The 25,565-nt window shown below is 70.6% G+C and carries 21 protein-coding genes; 9 read left to right on the top strand and 12 right to left on the bottom strand.

Annotated elements, in window-relative coordinates; translation table 11 throughout:
* Nucleotides 1-83 precede the first annotated feature (83 nt).
* The 3 genes from ACX9TP_RS39390 to ACX9TP_RS39380 all read right to left on the bottom strand — a co-directional run bounded on the left by ACX9TP_RS39390 (nucleotide 84) and on the right by ACX9TP_RS39380 (nucleotide 3,794).
* On the bottom strand, nucleotides 84-908 hold the full coding sequence (locus tag ACX9TP_RS39390) for a hypothetical protein (protein WP_482975820.1): 825 nt from the start codon (nucleotides 906-908) through the stop codon (nucleotides 84-86).
* A 14-nt stretch (nucleotides 909-922) separates the two neighbouring features.
* On the bottom strand, nucleotides 923-1,726 hold the full coding sequence (locus tag ACX9TP_RS39385; RefSeq protein WP_482975819.1) for a hypothetical protein: 804 nt from the start codon (nucleotides 1,724-1,726) through the stop codon (nucleotides 923-925).
* Between the two features lie 61 nt (nucleotides 1,727-1,787).
* On the bottom strand, nucleotides 1,788-3,794 hold the full coding sequence (locus ACX9TP_RS39380) for a serine/threonine-protein kinase (protein ID WP_482975818.1): 2,007 nt from the start codon (nucleotides 3,792-3,794) through the stop codon (nucleotides 1,788-1,790).
* A gap of 182 nt (nucleotides 3,795-3,976) precedes the next feature.
* Here ACX9TP_RS39380 and ACX9TP_RS39375 point away from each other — a divergent pair, with 182 nt between their 5' ends.
* Nucleotides 3,977-4,648, top strand: a complete 672-nt coding sequence (locus tag ACX9TP_RS39375; protein ID WP_482975817.1) for a GNAT family N-acetyltransferase — start codon at nucleotides 3,977-3,979, stop codon at nucleotides 4,646-4,648.
* A 67-nt stretch (nucleotides 4,649-4,715) separates the two neighbouring features.
* Here the strand turns inward: ACX9TP_RS39375 and ACX9TP_RS39370 are convergent, their stop codons facing one another.
* The 5 genes from ACX9TP_RS39370 to ACX9TP_RS39350 form a co-directional block, all read right to left on the bottom strand.
* Entirely contained in the window at nucleotides 4,716-5,744 is a 1,029-nt protein-coding gene (locus ACX9TP_RS39370; RefSeq protein ID WP_482975816.1) for an alpha/beta hydrolase family protein, read from the bottom strand.
* 146 nt (nucleotides 5,745-5,890) lie between these two features.
* Complete coding sequence (locus tag ACX9TP_RS39365; RefSeq protein ID WP_482975815.1) at nucleotides 5,891-7,285, bottom strand: ammonium transporter; 1,395 nt, start codon at nucleotides 7,283-7,285, stop codon at nucleotides 5,891-5,893.
* A gap of 153 nt (nucleotides 7,286-7,438) precedes the next feature.
* Complete coding sequence (locus ACX9TP_RS39360; RefSeq protein ID WP_482975814.1) at nucleotides 7,439-7,723, bottom strand: hypothetical protein; 285 nt, start codon at nucleotides 7,721-7,723, stop codon at nucleotides 7,439-7,441.
* A 174-nt stretch (nucleotides 7,724-7,897) separates the two neighbouring features.
* Nucleotides 7,898-9,523: a hypothetical protein gene (locus ACX9TP_RS39355; RefSeq protein WP_482975813.1), complete on the bottom strand. Its 1,626-nt coding sequence runs from the start codon at nucleotides 9,521-9,523 to the stop codon at nucleotides 7,898-7,900.
* A 56-nt stretch (nucleotides 9,524-9,579) separates the two neighbouring features.
* On the bottom strand, nucleotides 9,580-10,671 hold the full coding sequence (locus tag ACX9TP_RS39350; RefSeq protein ID WP_482975812.1) for a UvrB/UvrC motif-containing protein: 1,092 nt from the start codon (nucleotides 10,669-10,671) through the stop codon (nucleotides 9,580-9,582).
* A gap of 439 nt (nucleotides 10,672-11,110) precedes the next feature.
* Between ACX9TP_RS39350 and ACX9TP_RS39345 the strand changes: the two genes are divergently transcribed.
* Genes ACX9TP_RS39345 through ACX9TP_RS39335 form a run of 3 tightly spaced genes read left to right on the top strand, consistent with a single transcriptional unit; the run spans nucleotide 11,111 to nucleotide 16,099 of the window.
* A complete protein-coding gene (locus tag ACX9TP_RS39345; protein WP_482975811.1) occupies nucleotides 11,111-12,247 on the top strand; it encodes an efflux RND transporter periplasmic adaptor subunit in 1,137 nt (378 codons plus the stop codon).
* A gap of 33 nt (nucleotides 12,248-12,280) precedes the next feature.
* Nucleotides 12,281-15,403 (top strand): efflux RND transporter permease subunit, encoded by a 3,123-nt coding sequence (locus ACX9TP_RS39340; protein ID WP_482975810.1) that lies wholly within the window; start codon nucleotides 12,281-12,283, stop codon nucleotides 15,401-15,403.
* A gap of 36 nt (nucleotides 15,404-15,439) precedes the next feature.
* Complete coding sequence (locus ACX9TP_RS39335; RefSeq protein WP_482975809.1) at nucleotides 15,440-16,099, top strand: TetR/AcrR family transcriptional regulator; 660 nt, start codon at nucleotides 15,440-15,442, stop codon at nucleotides 16,097-16,099.
* Here ACX9TP_RS39335 and ACX9TP_RS39330 read toward each other — a convergent pair.
* Together ACX9TP_RS39330 and gstA are read right to left on the bottom strand one after the other, a co-directional pair.
* Complete coding sequence (locus ACX9TP_RS39330; protein ID WP_482975808.1) at nucleotides 16,083-16,442, bottom strand: VOC family protein; 360 nt, start codon at nucleotides 16,440-16,442, stop codon at nucleotides 16,083-16,085. The genes ACX9TP_RS39335 and ACX9TP_RS39330 overlap by 17 nt on opposite strands.
* Complete coding sequence (gstA, locus tag ACX9TP_RS39325; protein ID WP_482975807.1) at nucleotides 16,439-17,050, bottom strand: glutathione transferase GstA; 612 nt, start codon at nucleotides 17,048-17,050, stop codon at nucleotides 16,439-16,441. Before gstA ends, ACX9TP_RS39330 begins: the two co-directional genes overlap by 4 nt.
* A 260-nt stretch (nucleotides 17,051-17,310) precedes the next feature.
* Between gstA and ACX9TP_RS39320 the strand changes: the two genes are divergently transcribed.
* The 3 genes from ACX9TP_RS39320 (at nucleotide 17,311) to ACX9TP_RS39310 (ending at nucleotide 20,733) form a co-directional block, all read left to right on the top strand.
* Nucleotides 17,311-18,153 carry a hypothetical protein gene (locus tag ACX9TP_RS39320; RefSeq protein ID WP_482975806.1) on the top strand — a complete coding sequence of 281 codons (843 nt, stop codon included), beginning with the start codon at nucleotides 17,311-17,313 and terminating at the stop codon, nucleotides 18,151-18,153.
* Nucleotides 18,154-18,234: 81 nt separating this feature from the next.
* On the top strand, nucleotides 18,235-19,056 hold the full coding sequence (locus ACX9TP_RS39315) for a TIGR02452 family protein (RefSeq protein ID WP_482975805.1): 822 nt from the start codon (nucleotides 18,235-18,237) through the stop codon (nucleotides 19,054-19,056).
* Between the two features lie 87 nt (nucleotides 19,057-19,143).
* Nucleotides 19,144-20,733 carry a hypothetical protein gene (locus ACX9TP_RS39310; RefSeq protein WP_482975804.1) on the top strand — a complete coding sequence of 530 codons (1,590 nt, stop codon included), beginning with the start codon at nucleotides 19,144-19,146 and terminating at the stop codon, nucleotides 20,731-20,733.
* 30 nt (nucleotides 20,734-20,763) lie between these two features.
* Here the strand turns inward: ACX9TP_RS39310 and ACX9TP_RS39305 are convergent, their stop codons facing one another.
* Entirely contained in the window at nucleotides 20,764-23,616 is a 2,853-nt protein-coding gene (locus tag ACX9TP_RS39305; RefSeq protein WP_482975803.1) for a polysaccharide deacetylase family protein, read from the bottom strand.
* Nucleotides 23,617-23,708: 92 nt separating this feature from the next.
* Nucleotides 23,709-23,966, bottom strand: coding sequence for a hypothetical protein (locus ACX9TP_RS39300; RefSeq protein WP_482975802.1), 258 nt, complete (start codon nucleotides 23,964-23,966; stop codon nucleotides 23,709-23,711).
* Between the two features lie 170 nt (nucleotides 23,967-24,136).
* On the opposite strand from ACX9TP_RS39300, the gene ACX9TP_RS39295 reads away from it, so the two are divergent.
* Nucleotides 24,137-24,985 carry a DUF1206 domain-containing protein gene (locus ACX9TP_RS39295; RefSeq protein WP_482975801.1) on the top strand — a complete coding sequence of 283 codons (849 nt, stop codon included), beginning with the start codon at nucleotides 24,137-24,139 and terminating at the stop codon, nucleotides 24,983-24,985.
* A gap of 76 nt (nucleotides 24,986-25,061) precedes the next feature.
* Nucleotides 25,062-25,547, top strand: coding sequence for an OsmC family protein (locus tag ACX9TP_RS39290; RefSeq protein WP_482975800.1), 486 nt, complete (start codon nucleotides 25,062-25,064; stop codon nucleotides 25,545-25,547).
* Nucleotides 25,548-25,565: the final 18 nt, after the last annotated feature.

Raw genomic sequence — 25,565 nt, 5'->3', positions numbered from 1 at the left:
CTGAAATGCAGCGGGCCGGACGGAGCGTCTGGCGAAACGTTCCATCCGGCCCGTGAAGGCCCGAAGGCCGTGAGGCGCGAGCGCTACTGGTCGTCGCAGGGCGTGCCCAGGCGCATGCCCTCGTAGACGCCCAGGTCGTTGTAGATGAGCGGCAGGTTCTCGTGCACGGGCACCTGGCGCAGCTCGAACGACTTCTTGGTGTTCTCAATCCACATCGAGGTCTTGTCGCGGTCCAGCACCAGCCGCAGCTCGCCCTTCTTGGTGGAGAAGATTTCGCCCTCGGAGTCCGAGACGACGTTGGTCATCTTCTGCTGCTTGAGGGTGCCGCGCTGGCCGATGAAGACGCGGTAGCTCTTCTGCTGGGCCGGCTGGTAGCCGCGGTCCACGAAGTAGTAGTTGCCCTTCGTGTCACGCAGCAGGGCATGGGGCGCGTACTGCTGCGGGTTGGGCTGGAACGTGGCCTTGCGCAGCATCTCCGCGGCCTGCGCGCTGTCCACCAGCGTGAGGGGAATCTGCTTGGTGCCGCACCGCAGGGAGCAGGACTTCTCCTTCGTGTCCAGGTCCACCGCGGAGATGACCCGGTAGTCCATGCCGCGGAAGTTGGGGTTGGAGTCCTTGTTGAAGAAGCGCGGGTCCAGGAAGGAGTTGGACGACGCGTACCGGCCGGGAGGCTCCACCACGACGAAGGTCTTCCCGTCGCCGTAGTACATGGCGTTCTGGTTCGCGTCCTCCTGGGGCGCCATCACCACGTAGTGCCCCTTGCCGTCGGTGCACACGGAGGTGGCCTCCATCAGTATCTTCTGGCCGAGGTTCTCCTCCTTGCCCCAGGGGGGCGTGATGGGGTCGGCGGCCAGGGCGGCGCCACACGCGAGGGACATCGCAACCGCTGCGAATCGCTTGAAGTTCATCGGGGAGGCTCCGGCTACAGGTTCTGCTTGAAGAACTTCGTGGCGTACGCGTCCTGGTTGCTGGCGTCCTTGTTCGTCTGCCAGATGACGCGGTCGGCCTCGACCTTCGTCTCCAGGGCGGGCCCGAAGCGGCAGCTGACCTGCTTCACCTTCTCGCGCACGGTCTGCTTCGCGACGTTGGAGACCTCGCACAGGCCCTTGAGCGACGTGAGCGGGGACTCGCAGTAGCTGGAGATGCTCAGCTCCTTGAGGAGGTCGTCGTTGACGCTGCTCCAGTCGATGGCGGCCGACACCGAGGTGCCGCACGCGTTGTTCATCTCCAGGAGCGTGTCGGCGTAGGCCTTGTCGTGACGGGCCTGCTCACCCTTGCGGTCGAACGCCATCAGCTTCGCCAGCGTGCCGTCCGCCTGGAGCTTCTGGTACGTCGCGTAGACCTCTTCCGGCTTCAGGGCCGCCGTGCGCTTCTCGTCGAAGGTGACGCGGATGGCTTGCTGGCGGCCGGGCACGTACAGCTCGTAGCGCTGGTCGCGCACGTACAGGGTCGTGTAGCCGCGGCCGTGCCACTGGGTCTTGAAGTTGTACTGCTCGGTGCTGCTGGTGCTCCAGTCGTTCAGCTCGTAGGGGAAGACCTTCCCGTCGAACTCGGAGCCCGTGCCGCGCACGCGGAGGATGTACTTCTTGGCGGACCGCGGCGCGAGCGGGACGACGGCGACCTCCTCGCCCTCGGAGCCGGAGTACACCTTGCCTGCTTCCACGGGAGACGCGGCCAGGCCGGTGGAGGCCCCCAGCGCGACCGCCGCGACAATCACTGCGACCATGTTTCTCAAGCGAATCACCTCGGGATGCGGGGAGGGCCTCCCTTGGAAAAGGCCCTTCGGGTCAGAGAGCGGGATCGGTGTCGTGCTGCTGGCAGAACTGACGGAGCTTCGGCTTCTCCGCGGCGGGGACCTTCGACCATTCCTGCTTCGCAACGGTCAGGTCCCCCTGTAGGCAGGCGGAGCGGACGATGATGGCGTACGAGGCTGACGGTTTGAAACCGGGCTTCGTGCGCTGGCTGAGCCTGGCCAGGCGGATGGCCTCCTCGGGGTTGCCGGCCTCCAGCGCCTCCCTCGCTTCGTCCAGCACCCGCTGTACCTCGGGCGGCAGCTCCTCCTTCTTCGGGTCCGGACGCGTGGTGGGACGGCTGGTGCCCGGCGTGTCCGTCGTGGTGGTGGCCACTGTCTGCACCGTCGTGGGCGGGAGCTGCACGACGGCCTGCGTGTTGTTATCGGTGCCGGCGGCAGCGGGTTGCGTGCCATTGGACGCGCCGGTGGCGACCTGCGTTCCATTGGGCGTGCCGGTCGCGGGCTGCTGCACCGCCGCCTGGGGGCCCGGAGTCTGCGTGCTGGTGGCCGGCGCCGTGGGCGGCGTCACGGGACGGCCCATCCACCAGACGAGGCCGCCTCCCGCCACGAAGAGCGCCACGGCGGCGGCAATCATCGGTGCACGGCTCTTCGCCGCCGGCTGCGCCACGGAGACGGGCTGCGGCGTGGGCGCCACGGAGACGGGCTGCGGCGTGGGCGCCACGGAGACGGGCGGGGCGACGGGCTGCGGCGTGGGCTCCGATGGCGGCGTCACCGCGGTGATGGGCTGGGCCGGCCTCGGAGGTACGGCGGGGATCTGCTTGGAGATGAGCGTGGGGTCCAGGCCCGGCGGGTCCAGGAGCGGCGCGCCCATGCGGCCGGTGCCGCTTCCCACGGGAGGCTCGGGCTGCACCATTCCCATGCGGCCGGTGCCTCCGCTCAACGGCGCCTCGGGCTGCACCAGGCCCATGCGGCCGGTGCCGGAGCCCCCATTCCCCAGCTCCACGACGCCCATGCGGCCGGTGCCGTCGGGGACCACCTTCACGCTGCCCGGGGCCACGGTGGCGTCGAAGCCCTCGTCCGCGGCCTGCGAGGGCAGGGCGATGCCCGAGGGCGCCTTCGGCACGGCGCGCGGCAGGGGCTGCGCGCCCGACGGCGGGGAGAGCGTGTGCAGCGGGCTGCCCGTCAGCGCCTCCACGAAGGAGGTGACGTCCGGGAAGCGGTCCTCGGCCTTCTTCGAGAGCGCGCGGTCCACCGCGGCGATGGCGTGCGCGGGCGCCTCCGGGCAGAGCGGGGCGAGGGGGTCTGCCGGCTCGTACACCACGCGGAAGATCATCTGCGCGAGGCTGCCCGCGCCGAACACGGGCTTGCCGGTCATCATCTCGTAGACGATGCAGCCGAGCGCGAAGATGTCCGTGCGCGCGTCGATTTCGCGATTCTTCCCCATCGCCTGCTCGGGCGACATGTACTGCGGCGTGCCGATGATGGTCGCTTCCTGCGTCTGCAGCGTCTCCGAGGACAAGACCTTGGAGATGCCGAAGTCGAGCAGCTTCACGCGCTGGCCCAACAACCCGCCGGAGTCGGTGGGCACCAGGAAGACGTTGGCCGGCTTCAGGTCGCGGTGGACGATGCCCGCGCCGTGCGCCGCCTGGAGCGCCGAGCCCATCTGCCGCGTGTAGGAGAACACCTCGGGCAGCGTCAGCGGCCCGCGCTCCAGCCGGGACTGGAGGCTCTCTCCGCGCAGGAACTCCAGCACCAGGAACGGGGTGCCGTCCTCCAGCGTGTCGTAGTCCAGCACCTCCACGATGTTGGGGTGGCCCAACCGGGAGGCGATTTCCGCCTCGCGCCGGAAGCGGGTGAAGATCTCCTGCGTCAGGTGGTCGCCGCCGCGCAGCACCTTGACCGCCACCTGCTTGCCGGGAAGCCGCAGGTGCTGGGCCAGGTACACCGAGCCCATGCCCCCCCGTCCCAGCACGGAGGCAATCTTGTAGGTGTTGCGCAAGACGGTGTCGGTACGGAGGTCACCGTCAGAGGGTCGCGTCATGGGTTCGGGGCTCGTGGGGTGTGACGGAGTGCGGATTTTCCGCCATTCCATCCTCCCACCCCACCGCGAGGCAACCCTCCTGACGTCGTATGGGACCCGGGGAGGGAAATTGACGGGGAGTGGAACCCTGGAGGACGGCTCCGGTGTCCCAGAGCGCGCCAGCCTGCTAAGGAAGCAGGCGTATGTCGACGGTCAAGCCCCAGGACACGCTCGAGGTTCGGGTCCGCCGCATCCATCGCCGGGACCTGAACCGGACCTGGGAGTTCCTCAAGCTCGTCTTCCGCGACGTCAATCGCGAGACGGTGGAGTACCAGCGTCCCCGCTCCAAGCGGCGCTTCATGGAGGTCTACACCTCCGAGTGGATCGAGCAGCTCCTCTACGAGGTGGACGGGGAGATTGTCGGCTACTCGGAGTGTGCCTTCGAGGCCACGGGGGACGACAACTGGGTCAACCCGCGCTGGTTCGAGAAGCGGGGCATGCGGCCGCTCTTCGTGGAGGAGCTGGCCGTGCACCCGGACTACCAGGGGCGCGGGGTGGGCAGCTTCATGATGGATCAGCTCCAGCACCTGGCCCGCACGCGGGGCTGCACGCACCTGGTGCTGGAGGTGGCGGAGAACAACGAGGCCGCGCTGGCGTGGTACCGGGCGCGCAGCTTCTACAAACTCGATGCCGCCATCTTCATGGCGCAGAAGGTGCCCGGTGAGCCGGACCTGCTGCCCCCGCGGCGCATCAAGCGGCAGCCGAAGGTGGCTCCGGAGGCCGGGGCGAGCCCCAACACCGGCCCCATGCCGGAGACGCCCGCCGCGAAGCCGGGTGGGCGAAAGGGGCGCGCGGCCGCGAAGAAGGGCGGCTGAGCGTCGGGGCCCTTCCGCGGAGGTGCGCGGTGCGGCCCTGTCCCAGGCGGCGCGGACAGGGGCGCGCTCAGGGCTTCGCGGGAGCGGGCGCCAGCGTGCGGGTGAAGAAGCGCACCGCGTCGGCGGCCAGCTCGCGGTGGAGCTTCAGGCGGTCCACGCCGGGCGGGTCCATGCACAGCTCCTGCTCCTCCGGCACCGACTCGGGCGTGCAGGGGGCCATGAAGACGTAGTGCCCCGCGCGCGGGACGAGCGTGTACTCGGGCCGCTTGGGCAGCGAGGTGCGCACGTGGCCGGCGTGGTCCGCCACCGGGAGCACCTCGTCCTTCTCGGCGGCGTAGAGGCGCACGGGCACCTTCACGTTCTTCAGCGCGGCCTTGTCGAAGAAGACGCCCACCGGCGCCATGGTGAAGATGGCGCGGACGCGCGGCTCCGCCGTGTCCTTCAAATCCGGGCGCGTGACACGCACCTTCGGCAGCATCCCGCAGAGCACGGCCTGCTTCTTCGCGCGGCAGTACTTCTCCAGCCGGCCGAAGTCCGGTACCGCGCCCGCCAAGAGCAGCGTGGTGTAGCCACCGGCGGAGAAGCCCAGTGCGCCCACGCGGCCCGCGTCCACCGAGGGGCCCAGCGTCGCGTCCGCCAGCACCCCGTCCAGGAGCGCCCGGACCTGGAGTCCACGCCCGAGCCACACCGCGTCTGTACCGGCCGCCGGGCCATTGGCGTCCTTGAAGGAGGCGCCGGGGTGGTCGAGCGACGCGACGATGAAGCCCTCGCGCGTGAGCGCCGTGGCGAGGTCATGGTGCCCCCAGCGGCTGCCGCCATGGCCGTGGGAGATGAGCACCAGCGGGTAGCGGCCGGGGACAGGCTCCAGCTCCCGGCCCGCGTCGACACGCCACACCCCCACGGGAAGCGGCTCGGTGGGCTGCGAGGACGGGTAGAAGACGAGGCCCGTCATGGGGCCACCGCCCACGGGGTCCTTCAACGCCAGCTCGCGGAAGCCCACGCCCGCGGCCTGCGCCGCGGCGGTGGTTCCCAGCAGGAGGGCGAGGAGCGCGAGGGCTCGGGGGAGGTGAGGGCGGCGCGGTCCGGAGGTGCTCATGCCAGTCATCACGCGCCAGCGACAGGTCCATTGCAAGTGCCAGGTGATGGCGACTCGCGGGCGCTGAGTGGATGACGAACGCCCGTGCGCCTTCCTTCGCGGAGGGGAGCACGGGCGGCGGGGACTGCTTCGGACGCTTCGCGCCGTCAGGCCGGCAGCGGCACAGAGGGGCCGCGCGGCTCGGGCTCCGCGAGGGTGGCCGTGCTCGCGGCGGCAGCGGGCACCTGGGGCGCCGGAGCCACGGGCACCTCGCCCACCGTCTCGCCGTGCTGGCTCAGGTCGAGCCCCAGCTCCTCCTGCTCGCGGGTGACGCGCAGCGGGACGAAGAGGTCCACCAGCTTGTAGAGCAGGTACGAGCCCACGAAGGAGAAGGCCGACACCAGCACCAGCGCCAGCATGTGCATGAGGAAGGTCCGCGTCTCCCCGTAGAGGAGGCCCACGTCCTTCGCCAGCACGCCCGTCAGCACCATGCCCACCACGCCGCCCAGGCCGTGGCAGGGGAACACGTCCAGCGTGTCGTCGATGGCGGTGCGGCTCTTGTAGTGCGCCGCCGCGTTGCTCACGAAGCTCGCCACCAGGCCCACGACGATGCTCTGGCCCACGGTGATGAAGCCCGCCGCCGGCGTCACCGCGACCAGGCCCACCACCGCGCCTACGCAGGCACCCATGCCGCTCGGCTTGCGGCCCCGCAGCCAGTCGAAGGCCATCCACCCCAGCATCGCCGCCGCCGAGGCCGTGTTCGTGGTGGCGAACGCCAGCGTGGCCGCCGACGACGCCGACAGCGCCGAGCCCGCGTTGAAGCCGAACCAGCCGAACCACAGCATGCCCGTGCCCAGCATCACGAAGGGGACGTTGGCCGGCGTGTGCGGCACGTTCTCCACGTGCACCGTCCGCCGCCCCAGCACCAGCGCGCCCGCCAGCGCCGCGAAGCCCGCCGACATGTGCACCACCGTGCCGCCCGCGAAGTCCAGCACCCCCCAGTTGCGCAGGAAGCCCTCCGGGTGCCACGTCCAGTGCGCCAGCGGCGCGTAGATGAACAGCGTGAAGAGCACCATGAACAGCACGTACGCCTTGAAGCGCACCCGCTCCGCGAACGCGCCGGTGATGAGCGCCGGGGTGATGATGGCGAACTTGAGCTGGAACAGCGCGAACAGCAGCAGGGGAATGGTGGGCGCCAGGTCCGGGTGCGTCTCGCCGCCCACGCCGCTGAACATGAAGAAGGTGCGAGGGTCGCCAATGAGCCCGTGGAAGCTGTCACCGAAGCTCAGGCTGAAGCCCACCACCACCCAGAGCAGGCTGATGACCGCCATGGCGATGAAGCTCTGCAGCAGCGTGGACACCACGTTCTTCAGCCGCACCATGCCGCCGTAGAAGAAGGACAGGCCCGGCGTCATCAGCAGCACCAGCGCCGTCGCCGTGAGGATCCACGCGGTGTCCGCCGCGTTGATGGGTCCCCCCTGCCGCACCTGCGCCGCCGGACTCACCAGCAGGCCCGCCACACCCACACCCACCAGAAGGGCCACCGCCAACCACTTCTTCATCGCGCCACCCCACGGAAGACTGACGCAATGCAGTATGGAGCGGCGCTTGGGTAATTTCAATCCCGCGTGAGCTTGTCGTCGTAGATTTTGACCTAAAAGCGTCGGGATTTGTTCTTTCCGGGTGGGTTCCTTCCGGTTCGCTCGCCTGCTCGGCTACTTCACCTGGACCTTGCCGTCCTTGATGTCGAGGTTCTCGCCGCCCTTGAGCACCACGTTGCCGGCGTCCGTCCGCACCGTGCAGGGGCCGGAGCCCTGGATGGTCACCGAGGCCGTCTGGCTGCGGCCGAACGTCACGCTGGTCTTCACGCCGCTGCACACCGCCGACCACGTGTGGTCGCGCGAGTCGCGGTTGTAGTAGCGCACGGTGACGGCCGCCGATGCGGCCGACGACGCGAGCAGGGCCATCACGAGAGTCACGGCGGAGAGCTTCTTCTTCATGGCGTCATCCCCCACAGGATGGAAAGCGTAGCGTCGCGCACCCATGCCGGGTGCGGCGACGGTTGTCCACGCAGTCATACGTCCCATCCCTGACATCCGCTTGCTCGCGTGCCCTGACTCCGCGTGGAGTCGTTCAGGCGCGTAGCAACCCCGGGGGATGACGCCGCTTCCGGCTCAGAGGTCCTGCTTCAGTGCCGCATTCGCGGCGCGGTAGTGCTTGAAGTAGAAGTCGTCCTGGTTCCAGAAGTCGTTGTCGATCATCTGGACGTGAATCTGCCCGGTGATGCCCGGCGCGATGCCGCTGTCCAGGTCCCAGATGGTGATGCCCTCCAGCTCCTCCTGGCCACCGGTGTAGTTCACCGGAATCTCCGTCTGGATGCGGCCCGTGCGGATGTCGACGCCAATCACGCCGCGGCCCACCACGTCCGAGACGAGGTAGAGGTTGCCCTTGGGGGAGAACTCGCCACCCTGCAGCCGCGAGAGCGTCACCGGGTTGCCGTTGATGTCGCGCAGGGTGATGGTGGCCACCCACTCGAACTCGACCTTCAGCGGCACCGTCGGGTTGGTGCTGCCGAGCCAGACAATCTTGTACTTGCGGATGACGCCGCTGTTGAAGTTGGACGCGTACAGGTGCCCGTCCACCGGGTTCACCGCGCACCACGGCGCATCTCCCGCGCCCGGCAGCGTGGCATGAGCCACGTAGTTGAGGCTCGTGTCGAACACGGCCACGGCCGGCGTGGAGCCTTCGATGGGCACGAACAGCCGGCCGCCGTAGTACGAGAGGTCGCCCAGGTGGTTGTAGGCGGAAATCTGCGAGGGGATGCCCCGGCTGATGGACGCGTAGCCCGACTGCGAGAGGTTGCGCCCCACCGGCATCTTGTAGAGCGTGCCCGTGTTGGTCATGTACCAGTTGCTCGCGTCATGGGTGACGCCCTGGATGTTGTCCGTGTACCCGGGCGCGGAGTTCGAGGGGAACTCGCCGGCCACGGCGAGGTCCGGGAAGGCCCTGCGCCACTTCGCCGCGAAGTCCACACGCGCGGAGGGCGCGACGACGTCGATGCGCGAGCGGAACCAGCCCGTCGTGTCCATGATCCACCGCTGGTAGTAGCGCGGCGCCAGGTTCCACGTGTTGTAGCGCTTCCAGCTGCAGCCGCCGTCGCAGTTCCACCCGTCCAGGAAGAACACCGCCGAGCCCACGAAGTCCGCCGCCAGGCCGGACGTCTCGTAGTACGTCGTCTTGCGCCAGCCGCTCTCCGCCCAGCCCACGTTCGTGGGGCAGAACACCTCGTCCATGCCGGTGCCGACGCAGAAGCTGTCGCGCCACCACTGCGCATCCGCCTCCCAGCTCTCCCAGGCGCCAAAGCTCATCAGCGGGCCCGGGCCGCCCACGGGCGCGTCCGCCTGCGCCACCTCGGCCGGGGGCTCCGTCATCGCCTCCACCGCGCCCGGAGCCTTCGCCGCCGCCCGCCGCTGGAGCGCGTCCGCCAGGGCCTGGGGCATGGGCGCGTCACCGCCGCGCAGCTCGCGGTAGAGGGCGTCCATCGGCAGCGCCAGGCGCTCGGGGCCCAGCGCGGTGGGCTCGTCCACCGTGCCGCTCTCGCGCAGGCCCACCTGGCCCGGGGAGAACTCGTAGAACTCCACGCGGTGCGTGGCGCTCAGCTCCACCTGCGCCAGCAGGCTGCCGTTCACCGCGTTCTCCACCGCGTCCTGCTGCTCGGGGCCTCCACACGCTCCACCCATCAGCCCCACCGCGAGCGCCCCCATCAGAATCCGCTGACTGCCCATGATGTCGTTCCCCATTCGAAAATCCCGTGACGGGAAGGAGAACGGAACCCTGGCGAAATCTTCCCTCGCGCTCAGGGCGTGGGCGTGGAGACGTCTGACGGCGCGAGGAGCTGCTTCGCGGGGAGGGTGCGCTCCAGCTCCTCGGGGTGGAGGCGGAACCAGCGGGCAATCAGCATCACCTCCTGCGCCTCGTGCGCGCGCAGGCCGAGCGTCTCCGGCTCCGGGCGCTCGAAGATTTCGCGGGCCCGGGCTTCCAGCGCGGCGCGCTCCTCGGAGGTCTCCGGCGTGGGCTGCTCGGCGCGCACGCTGCCCCGGCGCACGACGTAGGTGTAGTCGTTCCCGCCGTGGCCGGGCACCGTGTAGACGAAGGAGAGCTGCTTGAGCGTACGGCCCAGCTCGACAATCCAGCCGCGCATCAGCTCCAGCCGCTCCGCGCGGTCTCTCAGCTCGGCGGCGTACTCGAACTGGAGGCGGCGGGCGGCCAGGGCCATGCGCTCGCGCAGCAGGGTGAGCGGCGTGTCGGAGGCGCCCTCCAGGAAGGCCCGGGCCTGCACGACGCGCGCGTGGTACTCGGCGTGGGTGCAGCCTCCGGCGCACGGGGCGAGGCAGCGCGAGAGCTGCCCGCGCATGCACAGCGGCTCCATCTTCACCGGGAAGAGCTGGAACTGGTCCGCCAGCCGCATCGGCGTGTCGGAGGCGCAGTCGCGCAGTTCCAGGAGGTCGCTCACCGCGCGCACCACGTCGGAGATGGACGCGCGGCCGTGGAAGGGGCCGAAGTAGTCGCCGCTCTCGCCGTTGGCGCGGCCCACCACGCGCAGCCGGGGGACGGCTTCGCGCGTGAGGTGGATGAAGCAGTGGCCGCGGTCGCGCTTGTGCTCCACGTTGTAGAGCGGGCGTTGGGCCTTGATGAGCCGGAACTCCTGCAGGAGCGCGGCGAACTCGCTGGCCGTGTACTCCCACTCGATGCGGTGCGCGTGGGAGACGATTTCCGCCGCCTTCTCCCCGTCGTCCGCGCGGAAGTACGACAGGAGCCGCGTCCGCACCCGCACGGACTTGCCCACGTAGAGCAGCTCTCCCGAGGGCCCCAGCATCCGGTAGACCCCGGGGCGGTTCTCGGCGTGCTCGCGGACGTGGGCGAGGAGTGAATCGACGCGGGAATCCATGCGCGGAAAGGCGGGCCCGCTGCGATGCGGGCCGAACGCCCCACGGTACACCGCCCGCGGGGCGCGTTGGCGGAGGCGCTCCGAGTCGCGCCGGTGCACGGCCGGAGGGCGGGCGGCCCGGCTGTCTGGTCATGAGTGCTGCCCCGGGCGGCGGCCCCGGGCGGGGAGGGGACCGTCCTGTTCGGAAATGTCGGGGGTTTTTCGCCTCCGAATGTCCCGACATTTCCGAACAGGACGCTGTCGGACGCATCCGGACCGGTGCCAGGCCCGCGGCCGTCCCTTCGGTTTGTGAAGTTTTGTGAGGGTACTTGTCTCACTGACTTAACGCCGTTAAGTGTAGATGCGTCGTCAACCCCGCCGCCCGCGGTCTCGCGCTTCCGCGCCTGGGGATTCGTCCGTCCCGCGCCTGCCGGCGCATGGAAGCAAAGGAGTCACCTTCATGGTTCGCGCCCCGTCGCCGACCCTCTCCGCCGCGCTGCTCGGCGGCCTCGCCGTCCTCCTCTTCGGCCTGCTGTCCACGGGCTGCTCCGGGGCGGCCTCCGCGGCCCCCACGCCCGCTGTGTCGGGCGAGGCTCCCGTGCGGGTGCGGCTCGCGCCCGTCGTCGCGGAAGAGGTGGCCCGCCCCGTCCGCGCCAGCGGGACGCTGGCCGGCAAGCGGGAGGTGCGCCTCTCCACCAAGGTGGGCGGCGTGGTGCAGGCGGTGTCCGCCGACGAGGGGCAGAAGGTGAAGCGCGGCCAGGTGCTCGCGGCGCTGGACCTGTCGGAGATTGGCCCGCAGGTGGCCCAGGCCCGCGAGGCGCGCGAGAAGGCGGCGCGAGATATGGAGCGCGTGAAGGGGCTCCACGCGCAGCAGGTGGCCACGCTGGCGCAGCTCCAGGACGCCACCACCGGCTACGAGGTCGCCGACGCCGCGTGGCGCGCCGCGGCCTTCAACCAGCGACAGGCCACCGTGCTCGCGCCGTCCGAGGGCCGCATCCTCAAGCGCATGGTGGAGCCGGGGGAGGTGGTGTCTCCAGGCCAGCCGCTCTTCCTCTTCGCCAGCACCGAGGGCGGCTGGGTGGTGCGCGTGGGGCTGGCGGACCGCGACGTGGTGCGCGTGAAGGAAGGGGACCCGGCCGAGGTGACGCTCGACGCCTACCCGGGCCGCACCTTCCTCGCGCGCGTCAGCGAGGTGGCCAGCGCCGCCACGCCGGGCGTGGGCACCGCGGAGGTGGAGCTCGCATTGGACGTACGCCCGGCGGCCGGAGCCGAGGCGCCTCGCCTGCTGTCCGGCCTGTCCGCCAAGGCGGTGGTGACGCCCTCCGAGCGGCAGGCAGTGCAGCTCGTGCCGGTGGAGGCGCTGCTGGAGGGAGACGGCGAGGTGGCCAGTGTCTTCACACTCGACGGGGACGGCCGCACCGCGCGGAGACAGCGCGTCCGGGTGGCCTTCCTGTCCGCCACCGACGGCCGCGCGGCGCTCTCCGAGGGCCCGGGTGGGGGCACGCGCGTCATCACCGACGGCGTGGCCTTCCTTCGCGACGGGCAGGCGGTGGCGGTGGTGGAGACACCCTCCACGGGGCCCACCTCGCGTCGCTGAGCTCCTTCCTCCTTCCCCACCGCGAGACGCCCCATGAAGCTCTCCACCGCCGCCGTGAAGAACCCGCAGTTCACCCTCGTCGTGTTCGCCATGCTGGTGGCGCTCGGCGTCTCCAGCGCGCTGTCCATTCCGCGCGCGGAAGACCCGGTGTTCCCCATGCCGTCCTTCACCCTCGTCGCCGTCTACCCCGGTGCCAGCCCGAGAGACCTCGAGCAGCTCGTGGTGGACCCGCTGGAGGACGCCTTCGACGAGCTGGAGGACGTGAAGAAGGTGCGCAGCCAGATGGAGGACGGACTGGCGCTCATCCAGCTCGAGTTCGATGCCTCCGCCGACCCCGACGACAAGTACTCCGAGGTGCTGCGGCAGGTGAACGCCACACGGCCGAAGCTGCCCGCGGACCTGGTGCGGCTGGAGGTGGAGCGCTACAGCGCCGCCAACGTGAGCGTGGTGCAGTTGGCCCTGGTGGGCCCCAACGCCCCGGCGCGAGAGCTGGAGCGGCAGGCGGACGCGCTGGCCGAGCGCCTGTCCAACGTGACGGGCGTGAAGAAGGCCGAGGTGTTCGCGGTGCCGAAGCAGGAGGTGCGCGTGTCGCTGGACCTGGAGCGCCTGACGCGTTCAGGCGTGCCGCTGCCGCAGGTGCTCCAGGCGCTGGGCGGGGCCAACCTCAACGTGCCGGCCGGCAGCGTGGACGTGGGCACCCGGCGCTTCAACGTGCAGACGAGCAGCGAGCTCACCTCGCTGGAGCAGGTGCGCGCCACGGTGGTGGGCGGCGGCGCACAGGGCGTGGTGCGCCTGGGCGACGTGGCCGACGTGTCCTTCCGAGACCAGGACGCGGTGCACCTGGGCCGCTTCAACGGCGAGCGCGCGGCCTTCGTCAGCGTCACCCAGAAGGAGGGACAGAACGTCTTCGCGGTGCGCGACGCGACGCTGGCCGCCGCGCGGGAGTGGGCGAAGGCGCTGCCCTCGAACCTGCGCCTGGAGACGGGGTTCGACCAGTCGGTCCAGGTGGGCCGGCGGCTGGGCGGCTTCGCCACCGACTTCGCGCTGGCGCTGGCCCTCGTCCTGCTGACGCTGCTGCCGCTGGGCTTCCGCGCCAGCCTCATCGTCATGGTGTCCATCCCCCTGTCCCTGGCACTGGGCCTGGTGGCGCTGGACTTCGCCGGCTTCACGCTCAACCAGCTCTCCATCGTCGGCTTCGTGATTGCCCTGGGCCTGCTGGTGGACGACAGCATCGTCGTGGTGGAGAACATCGCCCGCTTCCTGCGCCAGGGCATGGGCCGCGTGCGCGCCGCGATTGAAGGCACGTCGCAGATTGGCCTCGCGGTGCTGGGCTGCACCGCCACGCTGGTGCTGGCCTTCGTGCCGCTGGTGTTCCTGCCGGGCACGTCCGGGCAGTTCATCCGCAGCCTGCCCATGGCGGTGGTGTTCACCATCCTCGCGTCGCTGCTGGTGTCGCTCACCGTGATTCCGCTGCTGGCCAGCCTCTTCCTCAAGGAGGACGCGCACCCGGAGGGCAACCGCGTGCTGCGCGCCTTCCACCACTTCATCGAGCGCAGCTACCGCCCGGTGCTGCACCGCGCGCTGGCCCGGCCGGTGCTGACGCTGGTGGTGGCGGTGGCGCTCTTCGTGGGCAGCCTCGCGCTGGTGCCGGTGGTGGGCTTCAGCCTCTTCCCCAAGGCGGGCACGCCCATGTTCCACGTGCTGGTGGAGGCGCCGGACGGCACCAGCCTCGCGGAGACGGACCGCGCGGTGCGCTTCGTGGAGGAGGCCCTGCGCCGCCGGCCGGAGGTGGTCAGCGTGTCCGCCAACACCGGGCGCGGCCACCCGTCCGTCTACTACAACGTGCAGCCGGGCGCGGAGCGGCCCAACATCGGCGAGGTCTTCGCGCAGCTCCATGAGTACGAGCCGGACACGACGCCCGCGCTGCTGGACGGCCTGCGCGCGGAGCTGGATGCGTACCCCGGGGTGCGCATCGAGGTGCGCGAGTTCGAGCAGGGGCCTCCCGTCGAAGCGCCGGTGGCCGTGCGGCTGGTGGGGCCGGAATTGGAGCCGCTGCGCTCGCTGGCGGTGGACGTGCAGAAGGTGCTGGAGACGACGCCGGGCACCCTCTACGTGAAGAACCCCGTGCAGACGCGGCGCACGGACCTGGAGGTGGAGGTGGACCGCGAGAAGGCGGGCCTCGTGGGCGTGTCGGCGGCGGAGGTGGCGCGCACGGTGCGCTTCGGGCTGGCGGGGTTGAACGCGGGGACGTTCCGCGACGCCGACGGCGAGGACCACCCCATCCTCGTCCGGCTTCCGCTGGAGTCGGGCGCCTGGCCGGAGCTGGGTGCGCTGGAGCGGCTGCACGTCGCGGGCGTCACCGGCAACCTCGTGCCGCTGGGGCAACTGGCCCGGGTGCGGCTGGAGGCCAGCCCCAGCCGGATTACCCACCGCGAGGGGGAGCGCACCGTCACCGTCACCGCGAGCGTGGCCACCGGCTACAACACCGACAACGTCACGCGCGCGGTGATGGCGCGGTTGGACGAGCAGCTGAAGCTGCCGTCGGGCTACCGCTGGGAGGTGGCCGGAGAGCTGGAGAGCCGCCAGGAGAGCTTCAGCGGCGTGTCCGCGGCGGCCATCATCGCGGCGTTCGGCGTGCTCGCGGTGCTGGTGCTGGAGTTCCGCACCTTCAAGAGCACCCTCATCGTCGCGTCGGTGATTCCGCTGGGGCTGGTGGGCGGCATCGTCGCGCTGTTCCTCACCGGCAACACGCTGTCCTTCACCGCGTCCATCGGCTTCATCGCGCTGGTGGGAATCGAGGTGAAGAACAGCATCCTGCTGGTGGACTTCACCCACCAGTTGCGCGCGCGGGGCGTGGGGCTGGATGCCGCCATCGAGCAGGCGGGCGAGACGCGCTTCCTCCCCATCCTGCTCACCACCCTGACGGCCCTGGGCGGCCTGCTGCCGCTGGCGCTGGAGAACAGCAGCCTCTACTCGCCCCTGGCGTGGGTCATCATCGGCGGGCTCATCTCCTCCACGCTCCTCACCCGGGTGGTGACGCCGGTGGTGTACAAGCTGCTGGCACCCGAGGTGGAGCCGGAAGACGTGTCCACGGCCGGCGAGGGGACGGGCCCGGCGCTCCCCGGCGCACCCGCCGCGGCCGGAGGTGTGGCATGACGTAGGGTGGGAGACGCGACGTCACGGAAGGGCACCATGGGCATCAAGGAGCGGCGAGAGCGGGAGAAGCAGGCGACGCGGCAGCGCATCCTGGATGCCGCGCGCGAGCTCTTCGTCCATGAGGGCTACGAGGCGGTGACGATGCGGCGCGTCGCCGAGAAGATTGAGTACAGCCCCACCGCCATCTACGTGCACTTCAAGGACAAGGCCGCGCTCATCCGTGAGCTGTGCGCGCACGACTTCCTGCGCTTCGCCGAGGTGCTCAACAAGGTGGCCCGCGTGCAGGACCCGCTGGAGCGGCTGCGCAAGCTGGGGCGGGCCTACATCGCCTTCGCCCAGGAGCACCCCACCACCTACCGGCTCCTCTTCATGCAGCGCCTCCCGCCGGACCTGAAGGACGCGAAGGAGAACAACATCCAGCAGGGCAACCCGGAGCAGGACGCGTACGCCTTCCTCCAGAAGCAGGTGCAGGAGGCGCGCGACGCCGGCTGCTTCCGGCCCGAGTACCAGGACGTGGACCTCATCAGCCAGACGATGTGGGGCGGCCTGCACGGCCTGGTGTCCCTCCACCTGGTGATGGAGAAGGACGAGTGGCTCACCCTCAAGCCGCTGGGCAAATCCGCCGACCTGATGGTGGACCTCATCCTGGGGGGCTTCGCGCGCCCCCCAGGGGGCGGCACTACGCGGGCTCGATGAAGTTGAGCCGGTAGCCGTCCGGGTCCGTGACGATGATTTCCCGCGTGTGCCAGGGCTGCACCACCGGGCCCTCCACGACGGCGCCCTGGGACTGGGCGCGCAGGAGCAGCTCGTCGAGTCCGCTGGCGCCCTGGGCGCGGAAGCCCACCAGCACGCCCAGGCCTCGCCGCCCCTCCAGCTTCAGCATGGGAGGAGGGGTGACGAGGTAGACGTCCACCGCCCCCGCCCACTGGAGGTGGACGAAGGGCGGCTCGGCGCCCATGCGCTCGAAGCCGAGCGCCTCGTAGAACGCCAGCGAGCGCGCGGCGTCCGAGACGAGCAGCTTGACGAACGACGGCGTCACTTCCCGAGGCCTTCGGCCTTCAGCGCGGCCTGCACCGCGGGACGGCCCGCCACGTGCGCCATGTAGGACTTGAGCGCGGAGTAGGGCTCCAGGTCCACCTTCACGTGGCCCGCCCAGTTCGTCACGGTGAAGAGGTACGCGTCCGCCACGGTGAAGAACTCGCCGAAGAGGTAGGGGCCCTTCTTCGACAGAAGCTCGTCGACCAGCTTGAAGCGCGTCGCGAGCCGGTCCTTGTAGATCTGCTTCCCCTCTTCGGGGAACGCGGGGTTGAAGAGCGGGCTGAAGCTCTTGTGGAGCTCGGTGGAGATGAAGTTGAGCATCTCCTGGAGGCGGTAGCGCTCGAGGGTGCCGTTGGCCGGGGCCAGCTTCTTCTCCGGCACCTTGTCCGCGAGGTACTGGACGATGGCGGGCCCTTCCGTGAGGAGGCTGCCGTCGTCGAGCTGGATGGCCGGGACATAGCCCTTGGGGTTGACGCCGAAGTAGTCCGCGCCGTGCTCGGTCTTCTTGGCGCGGATGTCGACCTTCTCCAGGTCGAAGGAGAGGCCCGCCTCACGCAGGACGATGTGCGGCGACAGGGAACAGGCACCCGGGGAGTAGAAGAGCTTCATGTGTGGAATCCTCGCGCCAGACGTTGGATGGCGCGGATTTCTGCACGCTTCCCGCCCGATGCGCCACCGAATCGCCGCGTGTCCGGGGCCGGCTCTCGCGGTATGAGGAACTCCACCCTGTCACCCCGTGCCTGCCTGCTCTCTCGTGCGGAGAGCTACGCCCGGCGACCACAGGGTCCCTCCAGCCCGGGTGACCTGGAGTCGGCCCGGGTGATAGTTCTTCGGGCCCCTGGCTTGTGTGCCCGGTTCGGAAGGACCCTATGCGCTTCAATCGGTTTGTGGTGCTGCCCCTCGCGTTGCTCGCGCTGGGCGCGCTGCCGGCGTGCTCGAACGACGACGACAACGACGACGACGACAACAACCCCGACTCGGGCGTGTCCGCGGACGCGGGCACCTATACCTTCCCCGACGCGGGCGCGGACCCGGGCGTCAGCCCCACGGCCACGTGTCCGGCGGGCGCGCTCATCTGCGAGACCTTCGACAAGGGCACCAACGGGTGGAGCGACAGCTCGGACCGCGCCACCGCCGAGGTGGTGGGTGGCCGGCTGCACGTCATCACCGCGGACGGCGTGGACGAGAGCAAGGCGCCGGTGGGCCAGGACTGGGATGCCATCGTGCGCTGGGAGAAGCGCATCCCCACCTTCGGCACGCAGCTCTTCGTGCGTGCGCACGTGTACCTGCATTCCCTGCCCGCCATCTTCGGCCAGATGGGGACGTTCTTCGTGCTGGCGAACCTGAATGAGGACTTCGGCGGCATCGAGCTCCAGGTGATTTCGGATACCGGCTTCGCGCTGGACGACTGGTCCTTCCGCGACGGCCAGGGCTGGAACCGCCAGCCCACGCCGGTCAGCCTGGGCATGGCCGCGGGCAAGTGGGTGTGTCTGGAGTGGGAGGTCCGCCGCGACACTCCGTCGAGCATCTACGGCAGCGTCAAGGTCTACAGGGACGGGGCCCTGGCCTACACGTTCCCCGAGATTGGCATGCGGAACTTCGACCGGTTCAACGTGGGCTACGGCTTCGTCCACCCGCAGGGCAAGTCCGCCTCCGAGGCGTGGATCGACAACGTCGCCGTCAGCAGCACGGCGCGCATCGGCTGCCAGTAGCACCGCGGTGTCCAGCGCCCTGTCAGGCTCCCCCGGCAATCTTCGTGTAATAAAGACACGAAGATTGCCAGGGAGCAGGTCATGTCGCTGAAGGGACTCGCGCAGCAGACGGTGGAGGTGGTGGAGCGGGGGGAGTACGTGGCGCCGTCCGGGCAGCGCGTCTCCCTCCGGGCGGCGGTGGAGCACGCCAGGGACGGGACGGCGCTGTACCGGCCGGGTGACTTCGGACGGCTCGAGCGGTCCGCGTCCTCCGTGGGCCCGGGCCGGCCCCGCATCGAGGTGACGTCGGAGAAGACGGGCGAGGCCTGTCGCAGGCTGGTGGAGGGGGAGGGCGTGGCGGGCGTCGTCGCGCTCAACTTCGCGTCGGCGAAGAACCCGGGCGGCGGCTTCCTGGGCGGAGCGAAGGCGCAGGAGGAGGACCTGGCGCGCTGCTCGGCGCTCTACGCGTGCCTCCTCACGCAGCGCGAGTACTACGACGCCAACCGCGCGGAGCACTCGCCGCTCTACACGGACCACATCATCTACTCGCCGGACGTGCCCTTCTTCCGGGACGAGGGACTGACGCTGCTGGAGCGGCCCTTCTGCGTGTCCCTCATCACCGCGCCCGCGCCCAATGCCGGAGCGGCCCGGAGCAACGCCCCCGGCCTGGTCCACCGCCTGCGCGAGGTGCTGCACGCGCGGGCCATCAAGGTGCTCCAGGTGGCGGCGCACCACCGCCACCGCACCCTGGTGCTGGGGGCGTGGGGCTGCGGCGCCTTCCGCAATGAGCCGTACGACGCGGCGGACGCGTTCTCCGGGGCCCTCGGGTCCTTCCCCGGCGTCTTCGAGCGGGTGGTGTTCGCGGTGTGGGAGCGGGGCGGGGACGGGCCCAACCTGCGCGCCTTCCGGGAGCGGTTCGGCTGAAGGGGTGCGGATTTAACTCGGTTTAATTCAGCCTCCGCCGCGTTCCGCGCGACAACCCCTGTGACTGTGTCAGAGGGGGAAGTTCACATGCCGGGACCGATTGGAAGCTTCAGGCAGTTCATCAGCACCGTGCTGCCGTCGAACAGCGGAGCCGTCAGCGCTCCGCAGCAACAGGGGCCCGCGGGTCCGCCGCAGCAGCAGACGGGGGGCACGCCTTCCGGGGGGAGCCTGTTCACCGACAGCTTCGGGGGGAGCACGACGGGGAGCACGCAGCGCAACCCGCTGAACGCGCCGGCCGCCGCTCCGTCCACCGCGCGAGAGCCACTGGCGACCCTCTCGCGCGAGGGGAGTGCCAAGGGCTCGGTGATGTTCGGGCCGGGCGGCATCTCCGGGTCGGCCACCCTGGAGGGCGGGGCGAAGATTGAAGCGGGCATCGTCTCGCTGACGGTGGCCGCATACACGCAGCTGGACGCGGGCTTCACGCGGACGCCCGGCACGACGACGTTCAGCGTGCAGGCGGAGGTCGGGGTGCAGGGGGAGCTGAAGGCGGATGGGAAGTGGGCCTCCGCCAGCGTCACCGGCCAGACGGGCGTGCGGGGCGGCTACGAGGTGACGCTGCCGACGGCGGCCGCCTCGGCCATCACCACGCCGGAGCAGGCCGCGGCGCAGCTCAACCCCACGCTGCCGCAGAACCTGCCCGTGGGCGCCACCGTGACGCTCACCGGTGAGGCCTTCGCGGAGGCCGGCCTGTCCACCACGTTCAAGAACATCGCCGGCCTCTTCGACTTCACGGCGGGCCTGAGCGTCGAGCGGGCCAGGGGCATGGCCCTGTCGGTGACGAAGCTGGACGACAAGACGGTCCGCGTCACCGTCGGACCGACGGAGGCGGTGTCGCGCAACACCGAGGCCAGCTTCGGACCGCTGGGCGTGTCCGACACGCTGTCGGTGAGCGGGATGTCCGCGCGGCAGGTGGACTTCGACATCTCCCGGCCCGAGGGGCTCGCCGCCTACAACCGCTTCCTCGCCACGGGGGAGCTGCCGAAGAACGACCCGGCAAGCGGCACCTCCAACGCGGCGACGGTGGAGATCTCCTCCGAGTCCTTCTCCCGGGAGGTGACGATGCTCTTCGACCTGGGCGAGGCCACCATCGAGAGCGGCGAGTACGTCACCACGACCTACGACGCCGGCGGCCCGACGGAGTTCCAGTACACGGGCACCAAGGGTCCCGTCACCTTCACCGTCAATGGCGAGTGGAAGGACCCCGAGGACCCGACCGGGTACACCTATGCGGTGACGCTGCCGCACCTGACGCCCAACACCATCGAGGGCACGCGAGAGGTCTACCCGGGCGCGACGGGGAGCGGCGAGACGGTGTCGGTGTCCTTCACCCACGCGGAGGCCCAGCAGGTCCAGCAGATCGTGAAGGACTACATGGCGGCCATCGCGCAGAACCAGGGTGCCAACGGCTTCCCGATGCCGACGGACGTGAAGCTCGTCGTGATGGAGAGCGTCGCCAACGCCGCGACGCCCGAGGAGGCCATGGCCATCCTGCTGACGCCGACGGCGAACAACGACACCGCCACGGTGGTCTACCGGCTGCACGAGCTGGCCAACTTCGACCGCGACCACGGCAGCGGTGGCCCGATGCCGGGGACGATGACCCTGCTGCCGGAGTGAGGGCCCGGAGGAGGAGGGCTGGCGCGGCTCTCAGCGGCCCAGGCGCGCCAGCTTCTCCTTCACGGTGTCCGCGGCGGGGCCGTTGGGCAGGAGCGCGAGGTAGCGCCCATACGCCTTCGCGGCGTCCGGCTTGCGGCCCAGCTTGTCGTACGCGTCACCCAGGTTGAGGAAGGCCACGGCGCGCTGCGGGTCCAGCACCAGCGTCTTCTCCAGCCACTTCACCGCGTCGGCGTACTCGCCCCGGCGGAAGTGGACGAAGCCCACGTTGTTGGTGGCCTGCGCGTCCGTGGGGTCCAGGCGCGCGGCGGCCTGGAACTCGGCGAGGGCCTCCTCGTAGCGCTTCTCGCGGTAGAGCGTCATGCCGCGGTCCCCGCGGCGGCGGGCCTCTTCCTGGGGCGTGGCGGCTGGCACCGGCGCGGCCGCCACGGCGGGCGCGGTGCCGGCGTCCTGCAGCTGCGACAGCTGGCTCTTCGCCGCCTCCAGCTCGCGCGCCAGGGCCTGGTTGCGCGCCGTCTTCGCGGCGATTTCGGAGCGCACCCGCTCCAGCTCCGCGTTGAGGCGGATGGCCTCGGTGTCGAGCTGCTCGGAGCTCTCGCTGAGGAACTCGCCCTCGTGGGACAGCTCGAGGACGAACTCGCCGCCCTCGCTGCCGGGCATGCTGCCGAAGGCGGGCGTCTGCCGCGACAGCGAGGACACGGTGGGGCCCACGTACGCGGCCAGCTCGGACGCGGTGACGTAGCCGTCGGTGTTGAGGTCCGCCTGTCCCTCCATGCCCTGGAGCAGCGTCCACGTGAAGATGGAGTGGCCGTTGGGGCCCTGGTCCGCCACCTGCTCGTCGGCGCCACCCGCGGTGAGCACCTGGCGCACGCTCCGGCGCGTCACCTCCTGGAGGTACTTGCGCACGTCGCCGCCCGCCGGGGCCCCGCCGCGCGTCAGCGCCAGGCCGCTGTAGCAGGCGTCCATGACGAAGAAGGCGTGCTTGGCGGGCATGGCCTCGCTGATGTCCTGGAAGTTGGTCATCGAGATGGCCGTGCTCTGGTAGTTGGACGTGTCCGCGTCCACCGGGACGATGTAGCCGAGGCTCTTCCCGTTGGGCAGGCGGCGGGTGATGCCGTGGCCCGCGAAGAAGACGAAGACGCGGTCCTCGCGCTCCACCTTCTTCGGGTCCGCCAGCGCGTCCCCCAGCACGGAGAGGATGCGCTCGCGCGTGGCCTCCGCGTCCAGCAGCACGGTGACGTTCTCCGGCTTGAAGCGGTACTTGCGCACGAGCAAATCCCGCACGCCCTCCGCGTCGTTCACCGCGTAGGAGAGCTTCGGCCACTTCTGGTACGCGTTGATGCCGATGACCACCGCCCAGCTCTCGCGGTACAGCGCGCCGGGCGCGGGGGCGGGCGTGGCCGTCGGGGGCACGCCGCCGTCCGCCGAGTCGCCGACCATCCGCGTGCCGTCCCAGAGGACGAAGCGGTAGCCGCGCGTCTGGAGCGTCTCGAGGATGAGCGGGAGCGCCTCAGTTGTCTGGCTGTGCACGTCGTGCAGGAGGATGACGCCGCGGCCGTTGGCCTCCACCTGCTGCACCACGCGGTTGGCGATGGAGGTGGGGATGGGGTCGCTCCAGTCGAGCGAGTCCACGTTCCACAGGTACGCCTTGAGCTGCCGGGCCGCGAGCGCCGCCGCCACCTTCTCGTTGCGCGCGCCATAGGGCGGACGGAAGAGGGCGATTTGACTGTTCGTCACCTCCTCGATGACCCGCTTCGACTCGTCGATTTCCCGCTCCAGCCGCGCGTCGCTGAGCTTGGGCAGGAAGGCGTGCGTCAGCGAGTGGTTGGCGAGCAGGTGCCCCGCCTGGAGGATGCGCTCGGAGTACGCGGACGCCTCGGTGCGGCTGAGCGTGCCCGCGTCGCCCGCGCCCTTGCCGCGCACGGCGACGTTCTGCCCCACCTCGAAGAAGATGGATTTGACGCCGTATTTCTCCAGCGTGGCGAGGATGGACGGGGTGAACTTCGGGTGCGGGCCGTCGTCGAAGGTGAGCACCAGCGTCTTCGGCGGCAGCGAGTTGCCGGTGATGATGGCCGGGTCCTCCTTGCGCGGGCCCTTGCCGCGCAGGCCCTCACCCAGTGAGCCCAGCGTCTCGTCGAAGGACTTGAGGATGGACTCGCGGGTGAAGCGGCCCTTGAGGAAGGTGACGTAGGCCTCCCAGGCCTCGCGGCGCACGGCCATGCCGCGCGTGTCGAAGCGGCCGAAGACGGCCTGCAGCTCCTTCTCGTAGAGGGCCTGGATGGCCTGGAGCGCGCGCTGGTCCTCCTCGACGCGGGCGAGCAGCGGCGCCTTCCACGCGGGCGCGGAGGGCAGCGCGGCGAGCGTGTCGCGCACCTCCGCCAGCGTGTCCTTGAAGGCGAGCTTGTCCGCGTCGTGCAGCTCCGCGTCCTTCTCCAGCCAGTCCAGGAAGGCGGTGACGGACGCGGGCCCGGCGCCGGAGGTGAGCGCCTCGTGGAGCCGCCCGCCGAGGGACTCCAGCGCGTGCCGATTCTCGTCGAAGAGCATGCGCCCGACGATGGCCGCGCGCTCGCGGGTGTCCTCGTCCAGGGTGGCCTCGTCCGCGGCGAGGACGATGTTCTGCCGGTAGCGGGTGAGGATGCCGGCCAGCTCCTCACGCGTGGCCGCGTCGTCCTTCACGGGGACGGCGGCGGGGGCGCCCGCGTCCGGGGCCAGGGGCGCGGTGGCGGTAGCGGGCCCGGGCTTCGAGGCGGCGGCCGGAGGCGCGGACGCGGTGCCCTTGCAGGCGACGAGGAGGAGGGCGGTGAGCCACGGCAGGGCGCGGTGCCAGGAGGGCTTCCGGCACACGACGCTGCGTGGGGAGACGGAAAATGGGAGTCGGGTGCTCATGGGTGGGGCGGAAGCCGCCCGGAGCATGCCCGGCGGGGCATGGGGACGCCAACCCACGCGGGCCCTGCCGCGCTCGTGAGTAGGGAGAGGTGCTACCCGCTGGTGTCCCGTGCCAGCTGCGAGTGGATGGCCGAGAGCAGCTTCTCGTCGGAGAGCGCCTCCTCCCAGTCACCGGGCAGCTCCACGCGCACCGACTTCGCGCCGCCGCTCGGTGTGCAGACGACGTGGTAGCGATTCCGGGCGCCGTCCACCTTCGCCGCCTCCGCCTTCTCCTCGCCTCCACCCAGGCCGGCAAAGGCCTGGATGCAGCTCCACGTGATTCCGTCGCCGTCCTTCACTTCGCGCGGCATGCGCCTCCCTGGTGGGCTCAACCTGTCCACCGGTGGGCGCGGCTCCAAGCCGCGCCCACGATGAGGACGGGAGGGCGGGCAGCCGGCCGAGCGCCCGTTGGGGGATGGCCTGCCCATGCGCATCGTCTCCGGGGCCGCCGAAACGGGGCGCGACTCGACAAGGGGGAGACATGGCGACCGGAGCACTGCGAGGACCCGACCTGCGACGGATGACGCAGGCGGGGCGGCAGGCCAGCAGGGGCGGCGTGGAAATGGCGGCCCGGGTGGGCTACGCCGCCCGCGCGGCCGTCTACGCGGTGATTGGTGTGCTGGCGCTGATGCTGGCCCTGGGGCAGGGCGGCCGCGCGACGGACACGCACGGCGCGGTGGAGGAGGTGGCGCGCCAGCCCTTCGGCTCGGTGCTGCTCGTCCTCCTCGGACTGGGCCTGCTGGCCTTCGCCGTCTGGCGCTTCGTGCAGTCCGCGCTGGACGTGGAGGGCAAGGGCCGCTCCGGCAAGGGGCTCGTCGCGCGCGCCGTGCTGGGCATCAGCGGAGTGATTCACGCCAGCCTCGCCCTGTTCGCCTTCAACCTGCTGCGCGGCCACGCCAGCCGTGGCGGAGGCACGAAGAGCATGACGGCGGAGCTGATGTCGCAGCCCTTCGGCCAGGTGCTGGTGGGCGCGGTGGGCGTGGCGGTGATTGGCTTCGCCGTGTACCAGTTCAAGCAGGCGGTGAGCGGGAAGATGCTGGAGAAGCTGAGCCTGACGGGCCTGGCCGCGCGCCAGCGCACGTGGGTGGAGCGCATCAGCAAGGCCGGCGCGCTGGCCCGCGCGGTGGTGTTCCTGCTGGTGGGCACCTTCTTCATCCAGGCCGCCGTGGCCGCGGACCCGGGCGAGGCGGGCGGCCTCGGCGAGGCGCTGGGCGCGCTGGCGTCGCAGCCGTTCGGCCCGTGGCTGCTGGGCCTGGTGGCGCTGGGGCTGGTGGCCTACGCCGTCTACCAGCTGCTGGAGGCGCGCTACCGCCGCATCGCCACGCCATGACGTGGGCGGTGGGAAGGGCTTGCCTCCCCTGGGACTGGCGCATATGCAACGCGTCCAGAACCTCCAGGGAGGTGTCATGTCGGGACACGAGCATCGCTACACGGTGGCGTTGAAGTGGACGGGCAACACGGGTGCGGGCACCGCGACCTACCGGGGCTACGAGCGCGCGCATGAGCTGAGCGCGGAAGGCAAGCCGGTGATTCCGGGCTCGTCCGACCCGGCCTTCCGCGGAGACCCGAAGCGGTGGAACCCGGAGGAGCTGCTCGTGGCCTCGCTGTCGGCCTGTCACAAGCTCTGGTACCTGCACCTGTGCGCCACCGCTGGCGTGGTGGTCACCGAGTACGTGGACGCGGCCGAGGGCCTCATGTCCGAGGACGCGGATGGCGGCGGCCGCTTCACCCGCGTCGTGCTGCGCCCGCGCGTCACCGTCACCGCGGGCTCCGACCGGGAGAAGGCCCACGCGCTCCACCACGAAGCGCATGCGAAGTGCTTCATCGCCAACTCGGTCAACTTCCCCGTCACGCACGAGCCCACCACGCTCGTCGAGACACCGCGCGCGTAGCGCGGCGCCGAGCGGTGG

The organism is Pyxidicoccus sp. M15 (genome assembly GCF_056858435.1).
The sequence above is the reverse complement of the archived record's forward strand: the minus strand, read 5'-3'. Positions and strand labels throughout refer to the sequence as shown.